The organism is Paenibacillus pini JCM 16418 (assembly GCF_000576305.1).
Lineage (GTDB): Bacteria > Bacillota > Bacilli > Paenibacillales > Paenibacillaceae > Paenibacillus_AQ > Paenibacillus_AQ pini.
In genome coordinates this window covers 45,510-65,873 of the sequence record NZ_BAVZ01000012.1, presented here as the reverse complement: position 1 = coordinate 65,873, position 20,364 = coordinate 45,510, and the positions used below count along the sequence as shown (strand labels likewise).

Sequence of the window (20,364 nt, the reverse complement as noted above, 5' to 3'; positions counted from 1 at the left end):
ATCAAACAGGGAGACGGGATTGACCTGTAAGATATCGGCCATATTATCCCTTCACTGCTCCTTGGGTTATGCCTTCAACAATGTATTTTTGCATAGATAAGAAGAATATAATCACTGGCAGTATGCCGAGTGCAAGCGCCGGAAGTGCTAAATCCCACTGCTTCATAAATTGTCCAAAGAATGCAAATGTCGCAATCGGGATCGTTTGCAGACTAGGACTTTGTAGCATGAGAGACGGAAGCAGATAATCATTCCAAATCCAAAGTGTATTCAGAATAATAACGGTAACAAACATCGGCTTCATGAGCGGAAGAACGATACGGAAAAAGGTTCCGTAAATATTGGTGCCATCCACTCTGGCTGCCTCTTCAATTTCAAGCGGAATGGATTTAATAAAGCCATGGAATAAGAACACGGTAAGTGGAACTCCAAATCCTAAATAACATACGATTAACCCAGGTATACTATCGTTCAGTTCGAGCCAGCTTGTGACTTTAACCAGGGGGATCATAATCGACTGAAATGGAATCACCATCGCAGCGACAAATATCGTAAACAGAAACCGGTTATACCTCGTATCATGACGTACCATGCGATAGGCTGCCATGGAACTAAATAGAGCTAGCAATAAGTTACTGATCACGGTAATGATCAACGAATTTCCAAATGCCGATGGAAATTTAGTCAACGACCAAGCTCTACTATAATTATGCCATTCAAAAGACTTAGGCCAGCTTGCCGAATTTGACAATAAATCTCCGAATGTCTTCACAGAGTTCACAAATAGGAAGTAGAACGGAACAAGGAAAACAAGCCCGACTAGAATCATTACGACTTCAGTCAGAAGCGTACTCCATCGATAGTTTTTCGATGCTTCCATTAGGATTCGACCTCCTTGCTTTTTGTAAATTTAACCTGCAGGCTTGTGATAACGGCAACAACAACGAAGAAAATAATAGCTTTAGCCGTACCTAGACCATAGCGGTCGTTCTGGAATGCTTCGTTATAAATATTGAGTGCGACAGATTCGGTTGACCGAAAAGGTCCGCCTTTTGTAAGCGATAGATTCAGATCAAACATTTTAAATGACCAAGAGATCGCTAAGAATAAGCATACGGTCACAGCTGGCATGACCAGCGGCATAATAATACTTTTCAAAATTTGAAGCTTATTAGCTCCATCAATTTCGGCTGCTTCCATGATATCCTTGGGAATATTGTTAATCGAGGAAATATAAATAACCATTAAGTACCCAGCGGTTTGCCAGATAAAGACGATGATAATACCCCAAAATCCTGTAGTTTCGTCACCAAGCCATGGTAGATTAAAGAATGACCATCCGGTTGCAGCCCCTACAGCAGAAAACCCTTTCACAAAAATAAATTGCCAGATAAATCCGAGCAGCAATCCTCCAATCACGTTAGGCATAAAGAAAATAGTACGTAGAATATTTCTGGTTTTGAGCGGCTTCGTAAGGAAATACGCAAGAAAAAAACCAAGTACATTCGCTAAAATAATGCCCACGACTGTAAAGCGGATCGTAAACCAGAATGCTCGTCCAAAATCCGGATCTTTAGTGATAATCTGTTTGAAGTTATCAATCCCTACCCATGACACTTCACCAGAAATCCCATTCCAATTGGTAAAGGAATAATATAAGCCCAGTAGGAAAGGAGTCACGATAATGATGAGAAAAAAGACCGTGGAAGGTCCTACGAATACTAGCTGCGAGAGCAGCTCGGATGATTTTTTTCGGTTCATCCTGATCTCCCCTTTTCGTTTCTTTGAATGTGTATAGTTAAATTATGCGGAATTTGTTATTGCATAAACACGGAAGATCGTGAACCATTAGGAGTAATATATTGATATGAAATCCGTCATACATCCAATAGAGGTGGACCTAATATGAAATTCCGGAGCATTCGTTATAATTTGATTCAATTCATGCTAGTTGCAACCATAATTCCTTTAATTCTCTCCATCAGCATTACGTACATCCATACCAAAGAAACCATTAGAAAGCAGGCGCTACAGGAAAATAAACAGCTTATATTCCAAGGAAAAACAAACCTTGCTAACTATTTGGACAACCTTAATCGGTCCACGTTATCGGTATATTCTGATGCTAACTTTTTACGTAATCTTTGGAAAATTCCAGATGATTATCGCGCGGTAGCTGAAATCTTTACTTCACTTCAAAATATGCAGCGTTCCGTAAATGATATTGATCAAATTTATTTACATGCGATGCAATCTAACCAATCTACACTAGTCACTTCAGCCGTTTTCCCAAAACGGGAATATCGTCTCGAACCCTATATCAGTACTCAGAAGTATGAGCAGGAAACGACAATCATTGAGCCTACTCACAAGGGGCATGATTATGGATTTCCACCCTCCCCAACTTCAAATTCTGACAAAATGGTGTTTACCTTTCATCGTTCGATTACGAATATTCCTTCCGAGGAAATACTCGCTGTCCTTGCAATGGACGTGAAGCTGGATGCAGTTGCTGCCATCTGTAATCAGCTATTTGATAAAGAGAAGGAGCAATTAATCATTGTCGATCGTAGCCATACGGTTATCTACTCCGGCAACGCGGAATATATCGGTAAGAAGCTTCCCAATCAGGTGGTATTGGACCAGATATCCAAAGAGTCTATAAGCGGATTTTTTGAAGACAGTGGAGCCATGCATGTGTATGAACAAATGAAAACACCATACGCAGAGTGGACTATTATTAAGCGAATACCGAATGCAACCTTATATGAACGGGCTACCCAGCTAACCCAAATCAATGCAGCAATAGCACTCATTGCATTACTACTGATTATTATCGGTACCCTGTTCATTTCAATTCGGATTACCGAGCCCATCAAGAAGCTAACAAGCTATATGAACCAAATCCAGTCTGGGCAGCTTGATGTTAATATTGAATGGAACACTCGCGATGAAACAGGTATTATGTTCATGCGCTTTAGGCAGATGATGGATACGATTAACAATCTTATTTTGCGGGAGTATCGATTAGAGCTTGCGAACAAGACCAACCAGCTTAAAGCTCTACAAGCGCAAATTAATCCTCATTTCCTGTACAATGCACTACAATCGATTGGAACACTGGCTTTACAGAATAAGGTGCCTAGAATCTATTCTTTACTAAACTCTCTTGCTAAAATGATGCGCTACAGCATGCGAAACAACGATATGATGGTGGCGCTGAAGGATGAAGTCGATTATGTACAACTATTTCTTGAGTTACAGCAGGAACGATTTGGAGATAAACTCAATGTGGAGATCGACCTTGAACCAGAAACACTTCAAATACCCATACCGAAAATGATTTTACAGCCACTCGTTGAAAACTACTTCAAGCATGGAATGGATCAGCAAAATGAGGGCACTGGTAAACTAAGTTTGATCAGTCGATTAATTGATGATCATGTGCTGCAAATCGTTGTAGCCAACAATGGAGCTTCTATCGAAACCGATTTACTCTCTTCGCTGCAGCAGCAACTGGAGAAGCAGAAAAATGGAAATATTCAAAGCGAGTGGACAAATGAAGGTGATGAACATATCGGAATTCAAAATGTACTAAAGCGCCTGCAATTATATAGCGGACAGGCTAGCGGGCTTGATATTGATAATATCGAGCCGAATGGTGTCCAAATTACACTTGAGATTCATATTACAGAGGAGCTAAGGCAGCCATGAAGGTACTCATTGTAGATGACGAAACTCATGTAAGAGAGGCAATTAAACTGCTTGGCAATTGGGAGCAGCATGGTGTAACTGAGCTGCTTGAAGCAACCGATGGACAAGCAGCAATCGAGCTCATTGAAGAAGCAAATCCATCCATTGTTATGACAGATATGCGGATGCCGCGTAAAGATGGCACAGCCCTAATGGAATGGATAAGCAGGTATTCTCCACAAACCAAAATCATTGTTATTAGCGGATACGATGATTTCGAACTCGTGCGCCATGCCATCCGTCATGGGGGCATAGACTACATCTTAAAGCCGGTCGATCCCAGTGCCCTAAATGACGCATTGAGCAAAGCTATTGATACGATCAACCAAGAAGAAATGAAACGTCTTCTCGCGACTAGGAAAAATATTGAAGTGAACCGAATGAAGCCTCACTATGCTGATAAACTGTTTACAGATCTCGTTAGTGGGCACGGTATTCAAGAAGTCATTGTTGCCCAGCTTCAAGACGAATTTGGAGTTCCTGAATCAATCAATGAATGTACTGTAGCCGTCATTAGTACGGCACAGTTAGATATGGGGTTAATTCATAAATTCAAATTGTCGCATCAATTGCTGTATTTCACGCTAACCAATATATGCAATGAATTTCTTTCATCGTGTAATAAGGGTGTCGCATTTCACCATCTTGAGAATCCAGAGGAAATCGTGCTCCTATTCTGGAAGGAAGCCTATCCTATTCCCTCATTTCTTGAAGAAATACGCGGCGGGATTGATCTTGCGCTCCATCGACGCGTTCATTTTGGATTGGGGTCGCAGCAATCTTCTCCCAAAGGGATTGCAAAATCTTATCAAGAAGCACATGCATACCTATGGGGGCGAAATCTACTTGAACCTTCTATCTGGTTGCATACTAAAGAGAATGCAACAAATACACTTCATCGACCATTGCGTCTGAGTTCTATAGAAGAGCAGCTACGGACCTCTGCACTAAGTGGCAGTCTAGAGCAAATTGGCGCTGTTATTCAGAAATGGATGAATCAAGTGCATGAACTTGAAGTGGTGACACCCGATAATCTAAAACAATGGAATGATGAATGGGACTGGATGATGAAGCAGTGGATGGCGACTGGAGAGCTACTAAAAACGACCATGATAAGGATGCGCTGCTGGAAATGCCGCAATCACTTCCTCTAGATGAACAGGGGCGATTATCTTTTCCCCTTTGGAGGAACAGTATAAGGGACGGCTGACTGCAGCGGGTAGAATGCTGACTCAGCAGCATACAAGGGAGAATCATATTATTCATGATATCGCCCATTATCTTGAGAGGCATTATGCAGAGGATATTTCACTACAAGATATGGCTACACGCTTTTTCTTCAGCCGTGAATATATATCGCGACGTTTCAAGCAAGAATTCAGTGTTAACATTTCCGACTTTCTCGCTCGAATTCGCATCGAGAAAGCCAAGCTGTTACTTCTCAACCCCCAGCTCCGCATCTCCCAAATTGCCGAAATGGTCGGTTATCCGGATGAAAAATATTTCAGTAAAGTATTCAAGAAACAGGAAGGTCGTACACCTAATGAATACCGTAAAGAAAAGACGATGAGCTAGTCTCATCGCCTTTTTTTCGTTTATTCTTATTGTTAACTCCATTAATAGTCAAAGCAAATGTTTACCGTACACTTAAATTGTTCCAATTCTGCTGAAACTGTTCAAACATGCCCTCTTGATCCACTTTACCTCCGATATAGGCCTGTATCGCACTAGCAAACTCAGGTGACATACCGTTAGGAAACCGGAACCAATTCCATGTCAGCGTCTTCCCTTCGTCTGTATATTTCTGAACTTCCATACCGAGCTGGCCCAGATCTTGATCAGTTCCCTTGATGCTCTTAAACGCAGGAATGAATTTAAAATCCTTAGTCATACTCGTTCTTCCCGTATCCGAGGTTACAAGCCAATTCAGAAATTCCTTGGCTTCTGCCTTGACTGGAGAATTTTTATTAACTACCCAGTTATTGGGTACACCTACAAAGAGCTTATCCCCATCCGCATCATTATTTATAGGCATTGGTAGAATACCAAGTTCAAGCTTCGGGTTGATTCCGTCAATCTGTACTTGCGTCCAGTTCCCTTGCTGCATCATTGCAGCCTTACCCGTGGCAAACATCGTAACTTGCGTATTGTAATCCGTAGTCAGTGGATTCTTGTTTCCATATTTAAGTGTCAAATTAAGTAGGTCAAGCCACTCGCCCATAACGGGATTGTCCGTAAAGTTCTCCGATTTATCGTTCAGCGCGTTAATAAATGTAGCAGGATCTTTCTGATCCGCAAAAGCGACATTAATATTATGATTACCTAGTACAAATGCTTCTTGATATCCATTCGCAAAAGGCGTAATGCCCGCGGCTTGCAGCTTCTTGGCGGCTTCCTCAAGCTGGCTAATCGTAACCGGACGCTCTTCAATCCCAGCTTTTTTGAATAACTGTTTATTGTATATAAATCCGTATCCTTCTAGATTCATAGGCTGACCATACAGCTTCCCATCTTTAGTCATGGGCTCCTTAGCCAGATCCTTCACATCCTTGACCCAGGGCTCATTAGACAAGTCCTCCAAGTATTCCTGCCACATATTCATCTCGGAGTATCCCCCAATATTAAAAATATCCGGCTCTTTGGAAGCTGCAAATTTGGCGCGGAGTGATGCACCATAATCACTGCCTCCCCCTACGGTCTGAATGTCCAGTTTTATACCAGGGTGAGTCTTCTCATACTCTGCCTGTACATGCTTCAAAGCTTCAGCAATTTCTACTTTAAACTGAAAAATATGAATGGTCTTCTTGCCATCGGCATTAGAATTGCTATTACAACCTATGAGCAAGGTGAAGCATGTAAACAGAGCTGCTAACCGGATCGCTGGCTTTGATATGAACCATTTCTTCATCCTTCGTTTCCTCCCTTCTATGAATTTGGATTAACCTTTAACAGAGCCCTGAGAGATGCCCTCGATAATGTATTTTTGCATGAGCAGGAAAAAGATAACGATTGGTGTAATCCCGAGCACCAGCGCGGGAAGCGCCAAATCCCACTGCTTCTTAAATTGTCCAAAGAAAGCATACGTTGCAATCGGAATGGTCCTAAGATCTGGACTCTGTAGTATCAGCGACGGCATTAAATAATCATTCCAAATCCACAAAGCATTAAGAATAATGACAGTCACGACGATGGGCTGCATCAATGGGAGTACGATGCGAAAGAAAATGCCATAGGCAGAGCTACCATCTACTCTTCCGGCCTCTTCAATTTCTTTGGGTACCGATTTAACGAAACCATGAAATAAGAATACGGAGAGTGGTGCTCCAAATCCTAAGTAGCACAGAATCAGTCCAATCCGGGTATCCATGATACCTATCGTGCTTACAACTTTAACGAGTGGTATCATGATGGACTGAAACGGAATAATCATTGCAGCCACAAAGGCGCTAAAGAGAATACTGTTAAACATCGTGTTGTGCCGAACCATGCGATAAGCGGCCATCGAACTGATTAACGCAATTAACACATTACTCACAATTGCTACAAGAAGTGAGTTCCAGAACACTTGAGGAAATTCAGTTAGCTTCCAAGCTTGGACATAATTGTCCCATACAAAGGTGGTAGGAAAGCCTGCTGAATCGGTAAGAATATCTGCAAAAGATTTGACTGAATTCACAAGCAGGAAATAGAACGGAACTAGAAATAGCAAAGCAACCAGTATCATAAAGATCTCTGCTAACATCCACTTGCCTCGGCTACGATGTGAAGTTTCCATCAGACTTCAACCTCCTTGCTCTTCGTTGCTCTAACCTGAATAAATGAAATAATGGCTACAATAATGAAGAATACAATAGCTTTAGCTGACCCCATCCCGAATCTACTGATGTTAAATGCTTCATTATAAATATTTAAAGCAACCGACTCTGTAGATTTAAATGGGCCCCCTTTCGTTAAAGACAAGTTCAGATCAAATAGCTTAAAGGACCATGATATGGCTAAGAATAAACATACTGTAACTGCCGGCATTACCATTGGAATCGTAATTTTGCGGAGAACCTGACCTCTAGATGCACCATCCATTTGTGCAGCTTCGATCAAACTTTTAGGAACATTATTCAGAGAGGAAATATAGATAACCATCAGATATCCGGCATTTTGCCATACAAATACAATAACGATTGCCCAAAATGCAGTCCCCTCTGTCCCTAACCAAGGCAGGTTGAAGAAAGACCAATTCAGTGCGCTTCCCATGGATGAGAACCCTTTCACGAATATAAACTGCCAAATAAAGCCCAGCAGTAAGCCTCCAATAACATGCGGCATGAAGAAAATCGTACGTAGCGCATTACGCGAATAAATCGGCCTAGTCAGAAGATAGGCAAACACAAAACCGATGATATTTGTTAGTACAACACCCAATACCGTGAACTTAACGGTAAACCAAAAAGCATTTAAAAAGGCTGGGTCTTCACTAAAGATATGTAGGTAATTACGAAAACCAACCCAACTTGCATGTTTCGAAACCCCATTCCAATCCGTGAACGAATAGTACAGACCAAGTAGGAAAGGAATAACGACGATAATAAGGAAAAATAGGGCTGATGGGCCAACAAAGACCCATTGCTGCAGCAGTTGCGATTTTTTCTTCGAATTCACGCTACTCACTCCTTGTGAGATTAAGTTTTCCTTTTATTACCACGCATTTATGAAATGAATCTTCCATACTTAAACAACACCTGTTCTTTTTGGGGCAAAATTGGGTATATCTTTAAAGACACCTTAATTTACATAACGATATATCATATATCTGTTCAGGAGGCTGATCGATTTGCTTAGAAGAAATCCCTATAAGTGGTGGAATGTACTTGCATTTATCGCAGTACTCGTTATTAATGGATTGGCGAGTACGACGATCCTTGGAGGTAGACAAACTGGAGAAATTTCAGATATGTATCCTACGCTGCTAACACCAGCCGGATATGCTTTTATGATCTGGGGTCTTATATATTTGTTGCTTCTAGGATTTATCATTTATCAAAGTAAGCGATCTTCCGAGACCCGAGATTCGGTTCTTTCAATAGGTCCGTGGTTTATCATCAGCTGTTTGCTAAACGTTGGATGGCTGTTACTTTGGCAATATCTATACATTGAGCTGTCCGTTGTCGTGATGGCATTGCTCTTGATATCGCTTATCGTCCTTTATTTGAAAACTCGTCGAATCCACTACCCTACACTGGGTGAAATGTGGCTCGTGAAGCTTCCTTTTAGCCTCTATCTTGGTTGGATTAGTGTTGCGACGATCGTAAATGTTGGAGTTGCTCTTGAGAAAAATAACTGGGATGGCTTTGGCCTTAGTGATGCCACATGGGCTATTATTATGCTGATTGTTGGAACCGTGTTAGCTGTGCTTGTCAGCTTTCCTTATAGAGATAGCATTTATCCTCTCGTTTTTGTTTGGGCTTATATCGCAATTGCGGTGAAACATCAAGATACGAACAACGTCTTTATAACCGCTTTGATTGCGGCAGGATTCCTGTTTATCTATCTCATTTGGCTCTTCTTCATCCGCAATCGTGATCGTGATTAAATATTTGCAGCAACAAAACAGGGTGACCGTCCATGCCATATCTGGCTCTCGGTCACCCTGTTTTATCGTATGATTTATTTCATTATCAACTATTTCAGATAAGCAATCGTTTCAATTTCAACCAGGCCATCTTTAGGTAAGCGAGCAACTTCTACTGCGCTGCGTGCCGGATAAGGTTCCGTGAAGTACGTGCTGTAAATTTCATTCACGGCTGCAAAATCATTCATATCTTTCAGAAACACAGTCGTTTTGACCACTTGATCCAACCCAGCACCCGCAGCTTCCAGAATAGCCTTCACATTGTTTAATGCCAGATGTGTCTGTTCCTGAACGCCATTACCAAACTCCATCGTTTCTGGATTCAATCCCAATTGCCCAGATGCAAAAATAAGATCTCCAATACAAACAGCCTGACTATAAGGCCCAATCGCTCCTGGTGCAGACGTTGTTGAAATCACTTGTTTACTCATAATAGATCACCCTTTCCTCAGTCTTCGATCTGTACCAATTGTAATCAGAGGTAGCCATATTAGCAATACTTGCCTATGCTGGCGCACCTAGTGCATGAATAACATCATTTGGATATACATGTACTCCAGGAACACAAGTAAGGGCAATATTAACCATGGCTCTAGCAACCGTTTCTGCTGGAATAGCCTTATATTTCGCCGCGCTCCCCGTCATAATCGGGTCCAAAACCTTCATCATTCGCCCGCCTAAGTCTTCGACAAAACGCTTCTTTGGACGATAACCTAATAGCATGGAAGGTCTAAACAAGTGCAGTCCCTTCAAACCAGCTATTGTTAGTGCGTCCTCGATTTCTCCCTTGGTACGGTTATAAAATATGCGGGATGAAGCATTCGCCCCCATCGCCGTGACAATAAGAAATTGGCGTACTCCTTGCTTCTGTGCCAACCTTGCAGCAGCAAGCGGGTACTCAAAATCGACACGGCGGAAATTCTCTCTCGAACCCGCTTTACGAATGGTAGTTCCAAGGCAGCAAAATACGTCCTCTACCCCTTCAAAAAAAGCCTCCTGCTCATCCAACCTGTCCCAATCTGCGATCTGTTGAAGAAGCTTCGGATGCGAAATCTCCAGTGGGCGGCGAACAAGCACTTTCACGCAGCTATATGCGTCATGCTCTAGCAGCTCGTGAACAACCTGTTCACCCACGAGACCAGTAGCACCAAGTACCAACGCTTGATAACCCATGCAACCACCTGCTTCCTGTAATCTATACATACGTATTATGCATCCTCTTGGCTCAGTGGTAAATAAAGCTTGAAGCAACTTCCTACGCCGAGTTCACTTTCAAGTCTGATAAATCCACCCAATAACCGCGAAAGATCTCTACTAATGGATAGTCCTAGTCCAGTACCTCCATATTTACGGTTAATCGATCCATCAGCCTGCTGAAAGGCTTCAAATATAGATTGTTGTTGAGATTCTGAGATACCAATCCCTGTATCTTTCACTGAAAATATAATCCACTCCTGCAGATCTCCCGGATCTGGACCATCCTCAGTGCGAATATCAAGTGTAACCTTACCTGAATGGGTAAACTTAAACGCATTGGACAACAAATTTCTGAGTATTTGCTGAACACGCACAGGATCTGTATAAAAGGTTAATGGCAAATGTTCGTCCATCTTCACTTCAAATTCTACAGCGTCCTTCTTCGAAGTCATCTCAAAATGCATAAAGGCAATCTGCGGAATCTCACTAATATTCATCTCTTCGTTGACAATTTCCAGCTTACCCGCTTCAACCTTGGACAAGTCCAAAATGTCATTGATAATGGTTAACAAATCCTGACCTGATTGATAAATAATATCGCCATACTCAATTAACTCTTCCTTCGTACGAGTACTATCATGTTCGCTAATGAGTTGAGCAAAATTAATGATACCATTGAGCGGTGTACGCAGCTCATGAGACATATTGGCTAAGAAATCCGTCTTATATTGTGAGGATAGCATTAAATCGCGGGCACGCTCCTCCAGCACCATTTTGGCTTTGTGAAGCTCATCTGCCTGTGCTGATAACAAGACATTACTATATTTTATTTGAACCAACCGGTTTCGCTCCAATTGAAAGTCACGAAGAATGAGCGAGAAAATAAGACTGAGTACCAGGCTTAGCGGAAGTGTTACAGGCATAATATCAAAAATATAGATACGGTATGGAATCACGCCCAGGAGCGTAATGTTAATGGAGTTAAAAATATTAATAACTAGGATGGATATCAGGCCTTGCTTCAAAAGACCAAAAGATTTGTGACGCATCCAATAACTAAGTGCTGCAGCTACAAACCCCAATATAACTAAATTCAGCGTTCCTGCTATGGCCGCCTCATTTACACCGAAGGTTAAGCGCGACAAACCAATTCCTGCCCCAATCACAATTAGAATCAATGGCTCTGAATAGGCAACCGTAGCTATTATTAATGGGATATACCGAAGATCAAATATGACTGCATCATGGACTTGATACCCAAAAAACATGCTGAGCCATCCACAAAAAATAATAAGAAGCACCGAACTTATGTATTTAACTGAGGATGAGGTGCGGCTTAATACATACTTATAGAACAAATTTGCGAGGTATGCTACGGTAATTAGTACCGCAGTATTACTCAGGAAAATTTTAAGAAATCCCACCCAACCAACTCCTGCTCTGAACATTTGTACATAACAGTATCATATCACGAATGTCACAAGTTAATCAGCCATGACAAATAAAAAAGAGCCCAAAGTACCATATCTAATGGTTTCAATGAGCTCTTCTATGATTCAATATCATATTAATTTAATTCATGATGCTCTAAACATCATCGCTATGTTTGCGGCTCCATGAATGATACTCGGCTTCAGCCGCATCCTTGGTGTGACCATAACGTTCTTGTAGTTTGCCCACCAGCTTATCCTTCTCACCGTCAATGACATCCAGATCATCATCGGTTAATTTGCCCCACTGCTTCTTGGCATCACCTTTGACTTGGTTCCACTTTCCTTTGAATACGTTGCTATCCATGATCTATCAGCTCCTTTACGTTGTTAAGAATTAGCTTCAATAAGCAATTCCTCTATGCTCTTTTATTACCCGCACCTGCTACATATGAATCTAGAGTAGTATGGGAACAAATACCTTGCCTGATCTCGCCCAATTCATTGAATTCGTTTAATGATCAGGGTATACTACATTTATATTTTAGAACGAACGTTCAGTATATAAGGTTGTCTTAAATCTGTGCATGTATTCACGCATTGAATTATTCGCTGTCATAATCTACGTTTCCACAAATGTTGGAGGGCATCATGAATCAAGAGAATGTTTCACTTCAGTCTATGGAATCCGATTTTGTAGCCAAGGTATTTATCCGTTATTTAATTCCGTCCCTGATTGGGATGCTTATGATGTCAGTCAATGTAGTTATTGACGGAATTTTCGTAGGCCATCGATTGGGAGCACTAGCCTTAGCAGGCATTAATATAGCCTCCCCCGTTTTCTCCGTATTCTTTGCAATGTCTCTATGGATTGGAATCGGAGGGGCGACCCTGTTCTCACAATCGATCGGGGCCAAGGCGTATAAGCATGCGCAGCGGATCTTTACCCACTCGCTCGTGCTTATCTTTGTACTCACACTAATTATAGCAGCCATAGCTTATATATTCCGCGTGCCACTAGCCTATGGGCTTGGAGCAAACAGCGATACACTACCTTATGTGCTTGATTATATGACCGTATTAATCACATACGGTTTTATCATAACCATTCAGAGCTCGCTTAGCCTATTCGTACGTAATGACGGCAATCCGAATCTGGCGATGATCTCCATGATTGTTTCTGCGGTGCTCAATATCATTCTTAACTATGTATTCCTGTTCCCGCTCCATATGGGGGCTCAGGGATCAGCCTTAGCTACAGTTGCGGCTACCCTTGTTGGAGCCATCGTATTGTTCCCCCATTTCTTGCGCAAAGATAACTCGCTCAAGTTCGTGAACCCTCGTTTCTCATGGAAGCTGAGCTGGGAAACACTCACGATCGGATTTCCAAGCTTTATATCCGAAGTCGGCTTGTCTGTGTTTACAATAGGCTATAATTTAGCACTTGTCGCTTGGGCCGGAACGGCTGGCGTCGCTGCCTTCTCTGTGCTGAACTATGCGCATAGTGTAATGCTTATGCTCTTCCTTGGTATGGGTAGTGCTATCCAACCATTGATTAGCTATTACCGCGGTGCGAAGCTGCGTTTGCACGAACTGCAAACGATCCGTCTTGCCGTGATTACAGCCTTCGTAACAGGCGTAGCTGTCTTTATCGCAGGATTGATCGGTGCAAATGCCATCGTCTCCGTCTTTGGTGAGTTCACAGCTGAAGTAAGATCTCTAGCTGTGATGGGAATCCGTATTTTCTTTATCGCCTACATGTTTATGGGTATCAATTTTGTCATGATGACCTACTTCCAAGCCACTGAACAAGTCAGAGTAGCGATCTATATTACATTCTCGCGTGAAATTATTTTAATGGTGATCTTTCTGTTTACGCTTCCTTATATCATGGGTACGAATGGGATTTGGTTATCGATTCCAATCTCTGAATTCTTAGTGACTGCAGCAATCTTCATCTATATACGCTATAAAAACAAACGTGAGAATGCCCTTCGCTAAAGCAACGAATGCTATCATATTACAAGGTCCAGAAGCCATTTAACCCTTATAGGGTAGTGGTTTCCGGACCTTTTTATTCTTTTTTTAAAAATTTTTGTGACTAATAAGGAAAAACGTAGTTGCATTAAGTGTATTAAGTGATATAATACACTATAGTCACCACAAAGAAATGACTTTGCCATTTGCAAGTTAGGAGGTACGCCATATGGAAGATCAACAGGTTGGCTCTTTGCGGTTCAATATCGATTTCAGTCAACCGTTGTATGAACAAGTCATAGATCAGGTAAGAAGCTCAATTGCAAAAGGAGAGATCGCTTTGGGAGATAAAATGCCTTCTGTACGAGAACTAGCGCAATTACTGAAAATGAATCCAAACACCGTTATGCGGGCCTATCAGGAGCTCGAACGCGACGGATTGACAGAGAAACGCCGCGGTCAAGGAACGTATGTTACATCTTCACCGGAACGAGTTCAGTCCTTTCGTGCAGATTTAGCAGCTAGATATATTGATAACTTTATGGAGCAGATGAAAAGTCTCGGACTTTCTTGGTCTGATATTCAGCAATATGTTAGCCAAAAGAGTAATTCAGAACAAGGAGGCCCACAAACATGACTTCCCCCATCATCGTCTGCGACCAAGTGACGAAACGATATAACAAAGTAAATGCTCTGGATCAGCTGAACTTTACCATTCCTGCGGGCCGCATTACGGGTATTCTTGGGCCCAACGGTTGTGGCAAATCAACGTTCTTCCGGGCACTAACGGGACTGGTTAAACCGGATAAGGGGCAGCTTCAAGTTCTCGGTAGAACACCAGGCTGGCAAACCAATCAAGGCATTGCTACTTACCTGATCGGGCACGCTGGTATCCAAGCCATACGACGCAGCAGGCTTTTGAGTGGGGACAATCCTTTCTGCCTGGCTTTTCAATGGAACGCGCTCATCATCTAGCTAACAACATGGATGTGGAGCTTGAAATGAAAATTGGCGGAATGAGCCGCGGGCAAGAAGCCCGGGTTCTCTTGATCCTTTGTCTTGCTCGTGATATCCCACTTATTATTCTGGATGAACCGTTTGCTGGAATTGATGTCATGTCCAGAGAAGCGATTATTTCCGGAATTATCGACTACCTAGAGGATCGTGAGCAATCTCTTCTCATTAGTACGCATGACATTACGGAGGTTGAAGGATTATTCGATTACACTGTCATGTTAAAGAAGGGACACGCAATATGGTCTGGAGACATGGATGATCTACGTTCGGAATACGGGTCGCTGCGTGACGTCTTCCGGACGATGTATGCAAAGGAGTGGAACAAATGAATGCTACCCGAAGTACTTTCTGGGCGCTTACTCTTCATGAATTCAAAAATAAGGGCAGTTGGAGAAAAAAGAATCGAACGAAAATGAGCAGAGCTTGGTGGCTGGCATACTGTCTATTGTTGGTCATAGCAGCTTTGGGAGCCACAACCTATTTCGCGGTTCGAGAAACCTTTCCACTTGACCGGATATGGCTGGCCACATTGGGATTTCCCTACATTGTTTTTTTCCTAGGATTCGGTAGTATCAAGCGAGAATGGGAGAACGAAACTTACGGATGGTGGCTTACTCTACCTTATTCACGTTTACATCTCATTGGAGCCAAATGGCTCGGCACATGGATTAAAGTATTAATTGTAATTTCGGCTGTATTTGTTATAGGAACGGTCTATATTTTCTTATTGTCACTTATCCTTAGCAATTACACCCTTTCCGATGCCGCTTCATTCATCATTACCGGCCTGAACTGGCTTAGTATTATGATCGGATTCAGTCCTATTCTAATTTCACTTGGCCTAATAATGAATAGTGTTATGCATAGTACTCTTCGCCCACTCACTCCGGTCCTATGGATTGTGTTCATGAGTAGTTTCAGTATTCTCTTTTACAATAACGACAATTTCTTATCTGAAGGTAGTTTAGACCTTTCCAACGGGTCTCAGCCGCATATGGCCGTTCTATTCCCCTACCATTGGGCTGTCCCTTTAAGCATGCTCATCAGTTGGCTGGTCACCTATTTCGTCATTCGGCTCACAGCCTATCTATTTCAAGAAAAATTATCTTTATAGGAGGAATGTTCAATGATTGAGACAACACCGAAAGCAAGTTCCACGTTACAATTCGCTTCTGCTCCGATTGAAACCATATTAGAAGTTTCTCATTTGCGTAAAACCTATGCTAAGAAGCAGGCACTGCAAGATGTAACATTCTCACTAAAGGCCGGAACTTCCTTTGGCTTTCTTGGACCTAATGGAGCTGGCAAATCGACGACTATGAAAATATTGACTGGTATAATCAAGGCAGACAGCGGTAGCGTAAAGCTATTCGGACAGGAATTAACTACAGATGCTGACGCTGTCTCCAAATATATTGGATACGTACCTCAAGAAATCACACTATACGAGAAGCTGAGCGCCTATGACAATCTGGAATTCTTCGGACAGACGTATGGCGTTCGTGGAAAAGAACTGAAGCAGCGCATTCAAGAAGTCCTCACACAGACTGGCCTCTTAGATCGGGCCAAGGATGAGATTAGCACCTTCTCAGGTGGAATGAAGCGGCGTATCAATATCGCCGCCGCCCTGCTTCACCGTCCCAAACTGCTTATTCTGGATGAACCGACGGTCGGTATTGATCCTCAGTCGAGAAATCATATTTTTGAAATGATTCGTGAATTAAACCGCGAAGGCGTAACCATCATCTACTCCACGCACTACATGGAAGAGGTTGAAGTGCTATGTGACGAGGTGGCCATTATGGATCAAGGTATGATTAAAGCCATGGGTCCACTGGGAGAGTTACTTGATCGTTACGGAGACAATGCAATTTATCTAGAAGTGAACGGTCTTCAAGAACTGCCTCCACTTGAGCATGTAACCTCTACACGTAAAGAAGGGTCTGGATGGGTGCTGGAAACCGAACGTATGAATTCAGTCATGCAGCATTTACTCCAGTTGGCCTCTACTCATAGCTGGGATGTAAAGCAGCTTACCGTTGTCAGACCTTCACTTGAGCATGTATTCCTTCGTGTAACAGGGACACAACTACGTGATTAATCTGCAATCCTAATATAATCATTTGTTAAGGGGAGAATTTCGAATATGAAAGCCATCATTATCAAAGAGTTAAAGCTGATCCGTAAAGATCGGCGAAGCTTCATCTTCCTGCTGCTCATGCCGATCCTATTTATAGTTATGTTTGGCTCCATTATGGGGGGTTCTTCGGATAGCTCCGCTATCTCGATTCACGTGATCGATCAAGATCAAAGTACAGCTTCTAAGTCGTTCATCCAGCAAATAGACAACATAATGGACGTCAAAGAAAGCCCAGCCGCGAGTTTGAATGATGAGCTTGATAAAATCAAACGTGGACAGTTCTCCTCCGTGCTTGTCATCCCGCAAGGCTTCGGCGCAGGGATGCAACAAGGCAAAGCTGCCGATGTACAGCTCCATGAAGACCCCTCTGCTAAAACAGATCTTGCTCCTATACAGGCCATACTTTCGGGTATCTCCAGTGAGTATCGTGAACAAAAGCTGAGTAAAACGCTTCTTGCAAACGGTGATTCCAAGGCTCAGGTCGAAGCTACGCTGGCCTCTCCTATTCGCATCCAGCATATCCCCACAAGTGCCGATCACTTCGACGCAATTGATCAGGTGGTTCCAGGTATGACCGTTATGTTTGTCTTCTTTATTATGATTACAATGGCACGGCGCTTTTTCGATGAGAAGAAAACAGGACTGCTATCCCGTGTACGCAGTACCAACGTGAAACCATTGCAATATTTAATCGGGATGTGGATCCCCTTCGTACTAACCGTCATCGCTCAGTGTGTAGTATTATTCGCCTTTGGCCATTTCGTATATGGACTCCAGCTCGGTGACTTATTCGCACTTGGAGCCGTCATCCTCTGTCTCAGCATAGCTGGAACTGGAATTGGACTCGGTCTTGCTTTTATCGTGCCTGGCGAAGGTGCTGCTATGGTCATTACTCAGCTCATCTCAACAGGTGGAGCTCTAATTGGCGGACTGTGGGTACCTTCATACCTCATGCCTAAGTTCATTCAAAATATTGGACACTTCTTGCCCCAATTCTGGGCTCAAAATTCTCTCCAGAACATCATAGCTCATGGAGCACATATTAATGATATATGGGGACCCGCGCTGATCCTACTCGTATTTGGACTCATAGGACTCATCATCGCGCTTGTACGACTGCCCGCATTCCTGCGCTCAGCGGTTAACTAACAAATCCAAAACTTAAATGCTAATGGGTCATCTGATAAAAAGTAATTTGAATCCAATCCAGCCTCATAAATGCGGTCGATTTACGCTTCAGACAGACTAAAAAGGTTGAACAGCCACGATGCTGTTCAACCTTTTTTAATTCAAACGTATCCTTTATGTTAGCTCCGCCAGAGCAATAATCGTTAATAACGCGATACTGAGCATCCCTCATGTCTTTAATCCAAATAGCTTTGGACATTGTGCAGCTCCAAACTATAACAAATAGGAAGCGTTTGTGAAGAGAAAATCCCTCGATATGCACGAATGTCATGCGTGTCGAGGGATTTCAATTACATTATATAGAACCTGCTAGTATGACCGTTCCTCTTGGCTGCTGCCCCTTGGCATCGGGTTCAAGTGTAATCGCTACAGTATCATACTCATCTGGATCGAAGGTATAGTATACAGCTCCTGTACCCTTCTTGTTCGCGACAAAGGTTCCGGCATTTAGCTTAACATCCCCTTTAATCAACCAAACCTGAAAGGCCTCATTACCCTTAAGCTCCGGCAGTTTCTCTGCCTGAACAACCAAATGAGTCCCTTTATCATCAATAACGACGGTCGCAAGACCCTGCGCAACAATGTCTTTCGTCGTTGGACTTAGCTGCACTGCCTCGTCAGCTTTTAGTCCCTGTGCAGGCTGCTTCATGGCACTCAACTGGTTATTCAGTAGTCCTGCTCGTTCATCAGATATCGCCAGCTGATTATGCAGTCCATTCACATCCCGCTGTAGCTGGGTTGTATACATCGCCAGCCCCGCTATGGCTGCTGCCAGCCCTATGCTCACTGTGCGCCACAAGAGCAGACTACCGCGCCGCGTATCATTGCGAGCCGGAATCCAGGCACCATTCGGCTGCTCTGATTCTCGCTTGAAAGAGATCGTTCCGCGTTCAGCCTCTGCTTGCGCGTTCGCTTCATTTACCTTACCCAACCTCGGATCAGCGTTATTCACGGATTCCTGAGCCTTATCATGCTCTATGATCCGTAGGCTTTCACCTTGATCAGCTAATGTTTGATGCTCAGACATCCCTTGTGTTCCATCTATTTCAGGCATAGTGCTATTAGCCAACACGCTTCCCAATATACGTGCCTTCATACCTTCTGGCGGCTGCACATCTTCGACAGCTAAGGGAAGCAGTCCTACCACTTCGCGAAGCTCTTGCACTAATTCTTGGCAAGCGGCGCAAGTTTGTAGATGTTCTTCAAATTCAGCTGTCTCCGCTGGATCCAGTCCGCCGATTGCGTACATTTCTGCCCAGTCACAACGTTCATTCTCTCTCTCATTCATGGACGTGTTCCCTCCTTCCCGCATCCGTCAGTCGCCTTTTAAGCTGTTTCATTGCTAGTCTCACACGGCTCTTTACGGTCCCCAGCGGAATGCCATGCTTCTCTGCTACCTCTTGCTGTGTCAGTCCCTGATAATAAATCAATTCAATCACATGCTTCTGATCAACACTAAGTACATTTAAAGCTTGCTTCATTTCTTCACTTTCAGCTCTACGCTCCACTTCCTGCGCGGTATCCGCCGTTTCATCCGTGAACTGCTGTAGAACTTCGGTCTCGATCGGAGCATCTTTATCTCTAACCGATTTGCGCCGTAGCATGTCAACAGCTATATTTCGTGTAATAACGAACATCCATGTTGTTAATTTTCCCTGGTTAGCCTCATATCTCTCACCATAGTTCCAAATCCGCAGGAACAATTCCTGCACTACTTCCTCGGCAGCCATGGCATCATTTACAATTCGGTAGGCAAAAGAATACACGACCCGCTCATAGCGGTCATAAAGCTGCTCAAGCGCCATCTGATCTCTTTCCCGAATCCGCGTCATAATCTGGCTATCCTCTATGAGTTCTTTCATTCGAGGGCCCCTTTCCGTGATCTCCCTCTATTATAACGTTCGCAAGAACCTTTGAAGAGGATGACTTTTTTTTATTTTTATTTTTTTAAAAATGATTGTGATCCAAAACTAAACTTCCTGCGTTTCATCAGCATAACCGCTTCTGAGACAGGCGGATAAATAATCCAAACTCAA

21 protein-coding genes and 1 pseudogene are annotated in these 20,364 nt (G+C 43.0%); 10 read left to right on the top strand and 12 right to left on the bottom strand.

Going from position 1 to position 20,364, the window contains the following annotated elements; genetic code table 11:
• Positions 1 to 43 precede the first annotated feature (43 nt).
• Complete coding sequence (locus JCM16418_RS16365) at positions 44 to 880, bottom strand: carbohydrate ABC transporter permease (RefSeq protein ID WP_036651060.1); 837 nt, start codon at positions 878 to 880, stop codon at positions 44 to 46.
• Positions 880 to 1,761, bottom strand: coding sequence for a carbohydrate ABC transporter permease (locus JCM16418_RS16360; protein WP_036651058.1), 882 nt, complete (start codon positions 1,759 to 1,761; stop codon positions 880 to 882). Before JCM16418_RS16360 ends, JCM16418_RS16365 begins: the two co-directional genes overlap by 1 nt.
• A 144-nt stretch (positions 1,762 to 1,905) precedes the next feature.
• Between JCM16418_RS16360 and JCM16418_RS16355 the strand changes: the two genes are divergently transcribed.
• From JCM16418_RS16355 to JCM16418_RS26705, 3 genes are read left to right on the top strand one after another with little or no spacing between them, the layout of a single operon-like run.
• Complete coding sequence (locus JCM16418_RS16355) at positions 1,906 to 3,714, top strand: cache domain-containing sensor histidine kinase (protein ID WP_036651055.1); 1,809 nt, start codon at positions 1,906 to 1,908, stop codon at positions 3,712 to 3,714.
• The gene (locus tag JCM16418_RS16350) at positions 3,711 to 4,907 is read left to right on the top strand and encodes a response regulator (protein WP_148298836.1); all 1,197 of its coding nucleotides are present in this window, start codon (positions 3,711 to 3,713) and stop codon (positions 4,905 to 4,907) included. Before JCM16418_RS16355 ends, JCM16418_RS16350 begins: the two co-directional genes overlap by 4 nt.
• Positions 4,908 to 4,935: 28 nt before the next feature.
• A complete protein-coding gene (locus JCM16418_RS26705; protein ID WP_306304797.1) occupies positions 4,936 to 5,328 on the top strand; it encodes a helix-turn-helix domain-containing protein in 393 nt (130 codons plus the stop codon).
• 61 nt (positions 5,329 to 5,389) lie between these two features.
• Here JCM16418_RS26705 and JCM16418_RS16345 read toward each other — a convergent pair whose 3' ends face one another.
• The 3 genes from JCM16418_RS16345 to JCM16418_RS16335 are packed head-to-tail and all read right to left on the bottom strand — an operon-like array spanning position 5,390 to position 8,409.
• Positions 5,390 to 6,661: an ABC transporter substrate-binding protein gene (locus JCM16418_RS16345; protein ID WP_036651052.1), complete on the bottom strand. Its 1,272-nt coding sequence runs from the start codon at positions 6,659 to 6,661 to the stop codon at positions 5,390 to 5,392.
• A gap of 30 nt (positions 6,662 to 6,691) precedes the next feature.
• Positions 6,692 to 7,528 carry a carbohydrate ABC transporter permease gene (locus JCM16418_RS16340; protein WP_036651048.1) on the bottom strand — a complete coding sequence of 279 codons (837 nt, stop codon included), beginning with the start codon at positions 7,526 to 7,528 and terminating at the stop codon, positions 6,692 to 6,694.
• Positions 7,528 to 8,409 carry a carbohydrate ABC transporter permease gene (locus JCM16418_RS16335; RefSeq protein WP_036651045.1) on the bottom strand — a complete coding sequence of 294 codons (882 nt, stop codon included), beginning with the start codon at positions 8,407 to 8,409 and terminating at the stop codon, positions 7,528 to 7,530. The genes JCM16418_RS16340 and JCM16418_RS16335 overlap by 1 nt, the downstream gene beginning before the upstream one ends.
• A gap of 172 nt (positions 8,410 to 8,581) precedes the next feature.
• Here JCM16418_RS16335 and JCM16418_RS16330 point away from each other — a divergent pair, with 172 nt between their 5' ends.
• Positions 8,582 to 9,340 (top strand): TspO/MBR family protein, encoded by a 759-nt coding sequence (locus tag JCM16418_RS16330; protein ID WP_036651042.1) that lies wholly within the window; start codon positions 8,582 to 8,584, stop codon positions 9,338 to 9,340.
• Positions 9,341 to 9,429: 89 nt separating this feature from the next.
• Here the strand turns inward: JCM16418_RS16330 and JCM16418_RS16325 are convergent, their stop codons facing one another.
• The 4 genes from JCM16418_RS16325 to JCM16418_RS16310 form a co-directional block, all read right to left on the bottom strand.
• Positions 9,430 to 9,810, bottom strand: coding sequence for a RidA family protein (locus tag JCM16418_RS16325; protein WP_036651039.1), 381 nt, complete (start codon positions 9,808 to 9,810; stop codon positions 9,430 to 9,432).
• Between the two features lie 73 nt (positions 9,811 to 9,883).
• A complete protein-coding gene (locus JCM16418_RS16320; protein ID WP_036651155.1) occupies positions 9,884 to 10,552 on the bottom strand; it encodes an oxidoreductase in 669 nt (222 codons plus the stop codon).
• Between the two features lie 35 nt (positions 10,553 to 10,587).
• The gene (locus JCM16418_RS16315) at positions 10,588 to 12,000 is read right to left on the bottom strand and encodes an ATP-binding protein (protein ID WP_036651037.1); all 1,413 of its coding nucleotides are present in this window, start codon (positions 11,998 to 12,000) and stop codon (positions 10,588 to 10,590) included.
• Positions 12,001 to 12,163: 163 nt separating this feature from the next.
• Entirely contained in the window at positions 12,164 to 12,373 is a 210-nt protein-coding gene (locus JCM16418_RS16310) for a CsbD family protein (RefSeq protein WP_036651034.1), read from the bottom strand.
• Positions 12,374 to 12,657: 284 nt separating this feature from the next.
• On the opposite strand from JCM16418_RS16310, the gene JCM16418_RS16305 reads away from it, so the two are divergent.
• From JCM16418_RS16305 to JCM16418_RS16280, 6 genes and pseudogenes are all read left to right on the top strand, one after another.
• A complete protein-coding gene (locus tag JCM16418_RS16305) occupies positions 12,658 to 14,007 on the top strand; it encodes an MATE family efflux transporter (RefSeq protein ID WP_036651031.1) in 1,350 nt (449 codons plus the stop codon).
• Positions 14,008 to 14,212: 205 nt separating this feature from the next.
• Positions 14,213 to 14,620, top strand: a complete 408-nt coding sequence (locus tag JCM16418_RS16300) for a GntR family transcriptional regulator (RefSeq protein WP_036651028.1) — start codon at positions 14,213 to 14,215, stop codon at positions 14,618 to 14,620.
• Positions 14,617 to 15,329 (top strand): annotated as a pseudogene (locus JCM16418_RS26700) (ATP-binding cassette domain-containing protein). Before JCM16418_RS16300 ends, JCM16418_RS26700 begins: the two are co-directional and overlap by 4 nt.
• Complete coding sequence (locus JCM16418_RS16290) at positions 15,326 to 16,114, top strand: ABC-2 transporter permease (protein ID WP_036651026.1); 789 nt, start codon at positions 15,326 to 15,328, stop codon at positions 16,112 to 16,114. The pseudogene JCM16418_RS26700 and the gene JCM16418_RS16290 overlap by 4 nt, the downstream one beginning before the upstream one ends.
• Before the next feature lie 12 nt (positions 16,115 to 16,126).
• Complete coding sequence (locus JCM16418_RS16285; protein WP_081765481.1) at positions 16,127 to 17,101, top strand: ABC transporter ATP-binding protein; 975 nt, start codon at positions 16,127 to 16,129, stop codon at positions 17,099 to 17,101.
• Positions 17,102 to 17,146: 45 nt separating this feature from the next.
• Positions 17,147 to 18,289, top strand: coding sequence for an ABC transporter permease (locus tag JCM16418_RS16280; protein WP_036651023.1), 1,143 nt, complete (start codon positions 17,147 to 17,149; stop codon positions 18,287 to 18,289).
• 19 nt (positions 18,290 to 18,308) lie between these two features.
• Here JCM16418_RS16280 and JCM16418_RS16275 read toward each other — a convergent pair whose 3' ends face one another.
• From JCM16418_RS16275 to JCM16418_RS16265, 3 genes are all read right to left on the bottom strand, one after another.
• Positions 18,309 to 18,527 carry a hypothetical protein gene (locus JCM16418_RS16275; RefSeq protein WP_036651020.1) on the bottom strand — a complete coding sequence of 73 codons (219 nt, stop codon included), beginning with the start codon at positions 18,525 to 18,527 and terminating at the stop codon, positions 18,309 to 18,311.
• A 96-nt stretch (positions 18,528 to 18,623) separates the two neighbouring features.
• The gene (locus tag JCM16418_RS16270) at positions 18,624 to 19,616 is read right to left on the bottom strand and encodes an anti-sigma factor domain-containing protein (protein WP_036651017.1); all 993 of its coding nucleotides are present in this window, start codon (positions 19,614 to 19,616) and stop codon (positions 18,624 to 18,626) included.
• A complete protein-coding gene (locus JCM16418_RS16265; protein WP_036651015.1) occupies positions 19,609 to 20,190 on the bottom strand; it encodes an RNA polymerase sigma factor in 582 nt (193 codons plus the stop codon). Before JCM16418_RS16265 ends, JCM16418_RS16270 begins: the two co-directional genes overlap by 8 nt.
• Between the last annotated feature and the right edge of the window lie 174 nt (positions 20,191 to 20,364).

Excerpts from the sequence above, each read along its gene's own strand:
- JCM16418_RS16285 (WP_081765481.1), top strand. The coding sequence starts at position 16,127 with ATGATTGAGACAACACCGAAAGCAAGTTCCACGTTACAATTCGCTTCT.
- JCM16418_RS16350 (WP_148298836.1), top strand. The coding sequence starts at position 3,711 with ATGAAGGTACTCATTGTAGATGACGAAACTCATGTAAGAGAGGCAATT.
- JCM16418_RS16265 (WP_036651015.1), bottom strand. The coding sequence starts at position 20,190 with ATGAAAGAACTCATAGAGGATAGCCAGATTATGACGCGGATTCGGGAA.
- JCM16418_RS16325 (WP_036651039.1), bottom strand. The coding sequence starts at position 9,810 with ATGAGTAAACAAGTGATTTCAACAACGTCTGCACCAGGAGCGATTGGG.
- JCM16418_RS16320 (WP_036651155.1), bottom strand. The coding sequence starts at position 10,552 with ATGGGTTATCAAGCGTTGGTACTTGGTGCTACTGGTCTCGTGGGTGAA.
- JCM16418_RS16345 (WP_036651052.1), bottom strand. The coding sequence starts at position 6,661 with ATGAAGAAATGGTTCATATCAAAGCCAGCGATCCGGTTAGCAGCTCTG.
- JCM16418_RS16280 (WP_036651023.1), top strand. The coding sequence starts at position 17,147 with ATGAAAGCCATCATTATCAAAGAGTTAAAGCTGATCCGTAAAGATCGG.
- JCM16418_RS16275 (WP_036651020.1), bottom strand. The coding sequence starts at position 18,527 with ATGTCCAAAGCTATTTGGATTAAAGACATGAGGGATGCTCAGTATCGC.
- JCM16418_RS16360 (WP_036651058.1), bottom strand. The coding sequence starts at position 1,761 with ATGAACCGAAAAAAATCATCCGAGCTGCTCTCGCAGCTAGTATTCGTA.
- JCM16418_RS16340 (WP_036651048.1), bottom strand. The coding sequence starts at position 7,528 with ATGGAAACTTCACATCGTAGCCGAGGCAAGTGGATGTTAGCAGAGATC.
- JCM16418_RS16310 (WP_036651034.1), bottom strand. The coding sequence starts at position 12,373 with ATGGATAGCAACGTATTCAAAGGAAAGTGGAACCAAGTCAAAGGTGAT.
- JCM16418_RS16290 (WP_036651026.1), top strand. The coding sequence starts at position 15,326 with ATGAATGCTACCCGAAGTACTTTCTGGGCGCTTACTCTTCATGAATTC.
- JCM16418_RS16355 (WP_036651055.1), top strand. The coding sequence starts at position 1,906 with ATGAAATTCCGGAGCATTCGTTATAATTTGATTCAATTCATGCTAGTT.
- JCM16418_RS16300 (WP_036651028.1), top strand. The coding sequence starts at position 14,213 with ATGGAAGATCAACAGGTTGGCTCTTTGCGGTTCAATATCGATTTCAGT.
- JCM16418_RS16365 (WP_036651060.1), bottom strand. The coding sequence starts at position 880 with ATGGAAGCATCGAAAAACTATCGATGGAGTACGCTTCTGACTGAAGTC.
- JCM16418_RS16270 (WP_036651017.1), bottom strand. The coding sequence starts at position 19,616 with ATGAATGAGAGAGAGAATGAACGTTGTGACTGGGCAGAAATGTACGCA.
- JCM16418_RS16305 (WP_036651031.1), top strand. The coding sequence starts at position 12,658 with ATGAATCAAGAGAATGTTTCACTTCAGTCTATGGAATCCGATTTTGTA.